The organism is Halobacillus alkaliphilus, assembly GCF_900113125.1.
GTDB classification, from domain to species: domain Bacteria; phylum Bacillota; class Bacilli; order Bacillales; family Halobacillaceae; genus Halobacillus; species Halobacillus alkaliphilus.
Genome location: NZ_FOOG01000076.1, coordinates 1 through 6315 on the forward strand (window position 1 = coordinate 1; position 6315 = coordinate 6315).

The following is a 6315-nucleotide window of genomic DNA, read 5'->3' on the forward strand; positions in this document are numbered from 1 at the left end:
ATCATGGGATTATGATCATTCTATAACGATGAAAAGTCCTGTTATACAAGCATTTATGCTTAATTGAGAAGGAGTTCATTCTCTCATGTAGAAGGGTCCGTTTTGCTCCTGTAGCAGGGCTGGTGGGGAAATGGCGAGACTCCCATGGGAGAAGGGACTAGGTGAGATCCCGCAGGGAGTGAAACGAGCGAGGAAGCTCACCGTTCCCCCATAGGAAAGTGTTCAAATGTGGAATCGCCCCGAAAGACACGACCAGCATAAGCCGAGCATCAAAAGGACGGTGGTCTTTCCGACCGGTGATGAACGGCTTATGGCTCGAGTGTCTGGGTGATGGAACAAGACGAGTTATTTCCCCACCAGCCCTCTTCCACATAAAGTAGCGGACCCAATTTATCTCGAAACTGAGTCTTATAGTAACCGGCCCTATTGTGTAATAAGCTTTATATAAAAATCAGCAATAATAAAAGCAGTGTCCCCGTTCATGGGAGACACTGCTTTTTGTTTATTGCTGGTACGTTTCGTATGGTTTAATCATGGCGTGAATGGTTTCCGTATAAGGCATGGACAAACCGACTTCACTTCCAAGTCTTAAAGCTCCACCATGGAGATGTTCTACCTCAAGCGGCAGTCCTTTTCTCCGATCCTGGTGCATGGAAGAAGTCATGTCATGATCAAGTTTACGCAAATTCTCAAACGCTTTCGCCGCCTGCTCTTCTGTTAAGTTCACCTGGTGAGCATTAGCAAGTTCCTTCATTTCAAATAGAACACGTTCCGCAATCCGTAAAGTCTGAGGATAGGATCGGATTTCCCCGATTGGTTGATTAACAGCTGTAGTAATACCTGAAAAAGCAGAAATGAACATATACTTTTTCCACATATCCTCTAGAATGTTGGGGCTTACGCTTCCATTAAGATTGGCCTGGTTACAAGCGAAAGCAAGTTCTTCGCATATGGATTGCTGGGAAGGATGCAACGGTCCGAACACAAGGTCGTGAAATTCGCTTGAATGTACAACGTGTCCTTTTTCATCAAGCGTTGCGATAATATAGGAAAGTCCGCCGATAACGGCTTCTTCGCCCAGTTCTTTCTGGAGAATACTAATATGCTCCATACCATTTAGTACTGGGAAAACCTTGGCTCCCTTTTGAACCAGCTGCTTCAGCCAATCCAGAGTGCCATGAAGATGATAGCCTTTGACAGCAAGGAAGACTAAGTCAGCATCTTCAATTTCTTCGGGATCTCTGGCAATGACTGGCTCGGAAACAGTATAGTCTCCCATTTTGCTATGTAACTGTAATCCGTTTTCCTCCAGTTGTTCAGCTCTTCCTTCTCTTACAAGATTTACGACTTCATGTCCAGCTTCTTGCCAGCGTGCACCAAAGTATGCTCCTAAAGCACCGGCTCCTAATACAACGATCTTCATTTCCTCCACCTCCAATAAATTGTAATTCTATGATAGCACGTCTGCTTGATGACTACACTCAAAATGGAAAGCTATGTAATTAAAAAACCCTCAAACTATTGAGGGTTTTTGGTAGTGAAAGAAGAAGTGACTACACGAGTCATTTCTACTAAATCTTTAATATATTCATCCAGGTAATGGATCATATCATTCGATTTTACACTTTTCATCACTTCGTAATAATGATCTTCGCTGTTGAAAACAGATTGAGCCATAAGCAATTCTTCATCCTCTTCGACATCCATTAGATTGAGTACACCCATAGAGCCTTGTCTGCCTGTAAGCATATTGGAGAAATAGACATGATGGGAGATGGTGCCGTGAGATTCCAGGATATCTCCGCTTTTTCTAGTCATTTTCACGAATTTTTCTACGTTCTTTTTTTTGACTCTAAAAAAACAAAGTACTGTATACATAGACGCATCCTCCTCTATTGTAGAAAGATTGGTAATTACATTTTCTGGTGTGATGAGATGCTGTTATTATTTAGCCAGCTTTGCTCTTTTATCCGTGCCAGAAGAAACTCCAGCATCTATCAAGAGTACGATAGCTGTCGTCGTATGCATAATCCAGCCAATGAATGGGATAACGCCTATGGCACTTGTGACAAGACCAAGGATACTTCCCACGAAAAAGCGATTTTCCCTAATGGAGACTATTAAGGTGATTAAGTGAAAAATAAACATGAATAGAAGGGGAGCCCATCCATTCCCTAACACAAAAGCACCACCGGCAATCGGAATGGCCAAAAATGCTTCACAGGCTCCGGTTATCCATTTTAATAATGTTGATGGTTTCATAATGAGATCCTGCTCCTTATCAAAAAATCTGTCCTAATCGGATTCGTGTAGCAGCATCTTAAGCTGAAGTCCTATTTTTATTTTATCAAATTAGACACGTTTGTCCATAAAAGTAGTTATTGCGAGGACAAAAAGAATTCATATATAAAGAAGCCTTGCGACCGTGACATCGCAAGGCACATCTTTATTCCATATATCAGCAAGCCGCTGGAATGGGATCAAAGAGAAATTAATTGTTGGACACGTGCTTCTTTTAAATTCAAAACCGATTAACTAGTAGACGCTTTTTGCAATTTTTGAATCATCTTAAGAGATTTCCCTGTTCCAATCGCAACGGATTCGAGAGGACTTGGAGCCATATGAACAGGTACAGAGATTTCATTCGATAACCACTCTTGCATGCCGTTCAATAACGCTCCTCCTCCCGTCAGGATAACGCCATGATCAACAATATCACCGCTTAGTTCTGGCGGGCAGTCTTCAAGTGTAGCTCGAATGGTTTCCAGTAACTGTTCCAGTGACTCTTTAATGGCTGATTGAACTTCAGTAGATGCTAACTCGATCGTTTTTGGAAGACCGGTAACCATGTCTCTTCCGCGAACATCCATAGTCACTTCAGGATGGTCAATTAAAGCGTAGCCAATTTCCATTTTAATTTCCTCTGCTGTCCGCTCACCGATCAGTACATTGTAAGCTTTTCTTACGTAATGAATAATTTCTTCATCCATCACATCTCCGCCGGTTCGTATCGACTTACAGGACACAACACCGCCGAATGAAATGATGGCTACTTCGCTGGTTCCTCCGCCAATATCTACAATGACGTTGGCGATCGGCTCATCAACAGGTAAATCGGCACCAATAGCAGCAGCTATAGGTTCTTCAATTAAATGGACATTTCTTGCTCCATAACTCTTAACGGCATTATGGATAGCACGTCGTTCTACAGAAGTTGAACCAGAAGGAGTACAGACGACGACTGTGGGCTTGCGCATGGACATTCCAGATTTTTTTGATACTTTTTTCAAGAGCTCTTTTAACATTTGAGCTGTTAAATCATAATCAGCGATGACGCCATCACGTAGAGGACGCACAGGGATGATATGTTTAGGGGTTTTACCTACCATTTCTTTAGCTTCTTTACCAACGGCTACGACAGTCTGAGTTTCTGTGTTATAAGCTACCACAGATGGCTCGTTTAAAAGCATACCTTTAGATTTAGAATAGATAAGTATATTGGCTGTACCAAGATCAATTCCAATTTCAGCATTTGAAAACATTATGGCGTACCTCCAAAGATGGCAATTTCTAGTTTATTTTATAAACTAATAGTAACGTTTTTTACACAGAAGGTCGATACAAAAATCAATCTTTCTGCCAATGTAGTTTTATAGGCCTACTTCCATGTATAATATAGTCAACGAAAAAGAAGGAGTTTTATAATGGACCGTTTTTTAAAACATCACGAAATTCTTGAAAAATGTGAACGGCTCAATGAATCCTACGAAATTGACCCGGCTTTTTTTGAAAACATCATAGATGAATTGCTAGATAGTGAGGCTGAGACCGAAACGGTGATTTTACAAGGCTTTCAAAATCTGCTTAAAGAGGTTGATCATGAAATTAACCGAATGGAATCATTCAGTGGAATGGAGGCGAACTGCTTTAAGGGCTGTGCATTCTGCTGTTATTTTCCAATCGTTCTAAGCCGGATGGAAGCGAAAATGATGTTTCGTTCTATTGAACAATTTTCTGAGCAAAGAAAGAATGCGATCTTTGAGCACTGGGAACGATATTACAATCAGCAGGCGGGAAAGCTCGATACCGCTCTTGCTATGGATCCGGATGATCCAAGTACGAAGCTTGAATACAAAAAGCTCAACCTTCCTTGTCCAATGCTTGATCCGGAAACACAGTTGTGTATGGCTTATGAGGTTCGTCCCATTCCTTGCCGTACCTATTTAAATTACAGCGACCCTAATGTCTGCGCAGAGAATCACATGCCCAAAGAACCTTTTAGCTACGAATTTTTGTACACCTATTATTTTGGAGCGATCAATGAGTTGATTCAGGCCTTGTATGAAAATGGAGAAGATGTATTTGTTGATTACCCAAGTGATGCGTGGAGCTACGATTATCTCCCGGCATGGGTGAAAAGTTATCGAGAGGGGACATTGAATGAAATATAAACTCTTGTCTTTGAATGTAGGACGCCCTGAGGTGTATGAGACAGAGAAGGGAGAACTGGAAAGTGCCTACCGGAAGACCCCTGTTCAGGAAGCAGCTTATTTAACATATTATAATTTTGAAGGCGATGAGCAGGCAGATAAGAAAAACCATGGTGGAAGAGACAAGGCCGTTTGTCTTTATCCAGCTCAGCATTATAAACACTGGGACGAGCACTATGGTCAGTCTTTTTCTTTTCCAGCCTTTGGTGAAAATTTGACAATTGAGGGAATCGACGAGCGTGAGGTTCATATTGGAGATCAATTCCAACTGGGGGACGCGCTTTTGCAGATTTCTGAGCCTAGAAAGCCCTGTTATATTATTGCGCGTACTCACGGTATTAAAGATTTTCCGGCAAGAGTCATGGAAACGGGGTATACCGGTTTTTACCTGCGTGTCTTGAAAGAAGGAAGAGTTACCCCAGGTGACGATATGACACTTGTAGAACGTCACCCATCAGCAGTTACTGTAGCTGATGTGAATGAGGTGCGTTATCATGATGTGAATAATCCTGATAAGCTTAAGCGTGTGATTGAAGTGGATGTCTTAGCAAAAGGTTTACGTGATTCCTTGAACGAACACCTGCATAAAATAAAGGAGGAGCTTTAACTGTGAATGAATGGATGGAAAAAGCATTAAAGCTTGCAGTAACGAACGTGAAAGAAGGCGGGCATCCTTTTGGAGCAGTACTCGTTAAAGGTGGAGAAGCGGTAGCTGAAGGGGTTAATGAACTGCATATAAAGCCTGATGTAAGCGCACATGCAGAACTAGTAGCTATACGAAAAGCTCAGGAACATCTTCTGACGACAGATTTAAGCGACTGTACTCTCTATGCAAGTGGCGAACCGTGTCCCATGTGCCTGACCGCTGCTTATTTCGCTGGTATTAAAGAGATCCATTTTGCTCAAACCATAGAAGAAGCTTCGCAAGCAGGGTTAACGTTATCGGGAAAAGTATATGAAGAGTTAACAAAACCTAAAGACTCTAGAGAAATAAACTTTATCCATGATCCAGTACAGGATTCTGGTTTGGATGCGATGGATTTGTATTCCAAGAAAATATCAGAATCGGAATAAGGGGAGGTGAAGCTGTGGATTTTGGTCATATTATTGAAGAGAAAATCAAACAGTCCTTGGAACGCGGTGATTTTGAGGATCTTCCTGGCAAGGGGAAGCCTTTACCAAAAGATGATCTCGCTTACGTTCCCGCCGAACTTAGAAATGGATACCGTATATTAAAGAATGCTAATATGCTTCCTGAAGAAATGCAGTTAAAAAAAGAAATAGTACAATTAGAAGAACTTCTTGCAGAAATCAAGGATCCAGAACGGGCAGAGCGTTATAAAAAAGAGTTATCCGAGAAAAGAATCCGCTTTGATTTAATGATGGAAAAGAGGAAGTTTAATCAATCAGGAGCCTATCGTCAATACAGTCATAAAATCCACAGGAACTTTGGATTCTGAAAACACAGTTTAAGGACTGTGTTTTTTTTATGTGTGCCCGGCACGGGTGTAAACTCTAGGGTTCAAGTCCCGAGCGGCGAAGGTCGTTGTAGCCGTTAGTCAAAGGCAAGGGTGTCCAGGGTGACCTGAAATCTGAAGGAAGCCGGAGACAAATTTCCGCCCCGAGGAACACAAATCTCATAAAAGGCTGTCTGTCTGGGGTGAGTCTGCATAACAAGACGAAACCCCAACGACCAAAGGGGCAGGCAGTAAATGAGGCGGGGATATGGAAAGGAAGTTTATGCTTTTACCCGGGGAGGTCTGATGGACAAGCCGTACACATGCGGTAACCGATTCCCCAAAGAATCGCTGAACCATCAGAAGTC

The 6315-nt window shown here is 42.1% G+C and carries 8 protein-coding genes; 4 read left to right on the top strand and 4 right to left on the bottom strand.

Annotation, left to right across the window (positions count from 1 at the left end; translation table 11 throughout):
- Positions 1-502: 502 nt before the first annotated feature.
- The 4 genes from BMZ06_RS19970 to mreBH form a co-directional block, all read right to left on the bottom strand.
- Positions 503-1423, bottom strand: coding sequence for a ketopantoate reductase family protein (locus BMZ06_RS19970; RefSeq protein ID WP_089754945.1), 921 nt, complete (start codon positions 1421-1423; stop codon positions 503-505).
- Positions 1424-1518: 95 nt separating this feature from the next.
- Positions 1519-1878, bottom strand: a complete 360-nt coding sequence (locus BMZ06_RS19975) for a DUF1428 family protein (RefSeq protein ID WP_089754947.1) — start codon at positions 1876-1878, stop codon at positions 1519-1521.
- A 66-nt stretch (positions 1879-1944) separates the two neighbouring features.
- Entirely contained in the window at positions 1945-2262 is a 318-nt protein-coding gene (locus BMZ06_RS19980; RefSeq protein ID WP_089754949.1) for a hypothetical protein, read from the bottom strand.
- 269 nt (positions 2263-2531) lie between these two features.
- Positions 2532-3542, bottom strand: coding sequence for a rod-share determining protein MreBH (mreBH, locus tag BMZ06_RS19985; protein WP_089754951.1), 1011 nt, complete (start codon positions 3540-3542; stop codon positions 2532-2534).
- A gap of 162 nt (positions 3543-3704) precedes the next feature.
- On the opposite strand from mreBH, the gene BMZ06_RS19990 reads away from it, so the two are divergent.
- Genes BMZ06_RS19990 through BMZ06_RS20005 form a run of 4 tightly spaced genes read left to right on the top strand, consistent with a single transcriptional unit; the run spans position 3705 to position 5950 of the window.
- Positions 3705-4451, top strand: coding sequence for a YkgJ family cysteine cluster protein (locus tag BMZ06_RS19990; protein WP_089754953.1), 747 nt, complete (start codon positions 3705-3707; stop codon positions 4449-4451).
- Positions 4441-5097, top strand: coding sequence for an MOSC domain-containing protein (locus BMZ06_RS19995; RefSeq protein WP_089754955.1), 657 nt, complete (start codon positions 4441-4443; stop codon positions 5095-5097). The genes BMZ06_RS19990 and BMZ06_RS19995 overlap by 11 nt, the downstream gene beginning before the upstream one ends.
- A 2-nt stretch (positions 5098-5099) precedes the next feature.
- Complete coding sequence (locus BMZ06_RS20000) at positions 5100-5564, top strand: nucleoside deaminase (protein ID WP_089754957.1); 465 nt, start codon at positions 5100-5102, stop codon at positions 5562-5564.
- A gap of 14 nt (positions 5565-5578) precedes the next feature.
- Positions 5579-5950: a DnaJ family domain-containing protein gene (locus tag BMZ06_RS20005; protein WP_089754958.1), complete on the top strand. Its 372-nt coding sequence runs from the start codon at positions 5579-5581 to the stop codon at positions 5948-5950.
- The last annotated feature ends 365 nt before the right edge of the window (positions 5951-6315 follow it).